This is a genomic window from Streptomyces sp. BE20, assembly GCF_036322525.1.
GTDB lineage: Bacteria > Actinomycetota > Actinomycetes > Streptomycetales > Streptomycetaceae > Kitasatospora.
In genome coordinates this window covers 1-315 of the sequence record NZ_JAQYWW010000449.1, presented here as the reverse complement: position 1 = coordinate 315, position 315 = coordinate 1, and the positions used below count along the sequence as shown (strand labels likewise).

Annotated in this window: 1 pseudogene; it reads right to left on the bottom strand. The window is 85.1% G+C overall.

Annotation, left to right across the window (positions count from 1 at the left end):
* Positions 1-315: pseudogene (locus PUR61_RS45170) on the bottom strand (hypothetical protein); the annotation flags it as partial.

Genomic DNA, 315 nt, shown 5'->3' with positions numbered 1-315 from the left:
GGGGTCGGGGGGGGGGGGGGTGGGGGGGGGGGCGGGGGCGAGCTGGTCGAGGAGCGGGGGGCCGGCGTGGTTGGGGGGGCCGTGCCGCGCGGCGGCCGGGGGGGTGCTGCCGGTGGGGGGGGGGGGTTCGGGGAGGCGGTGGGGGGTGAGCGGGCGGGCGTGGGGGTGGTGGCGGCTGGCGGTGGCGTGTTCGGTCGCGGCCGCGGGTTCGGTGCGGGGGCGGTCGTCGCCGTTGACGCGGGGCTGGAGGGCGAGGGCGGCGGGGGCGGGCATCAGGCCGCGGGCGAGGGGCCGGGCGCCGTCGCGGGCGGTGAG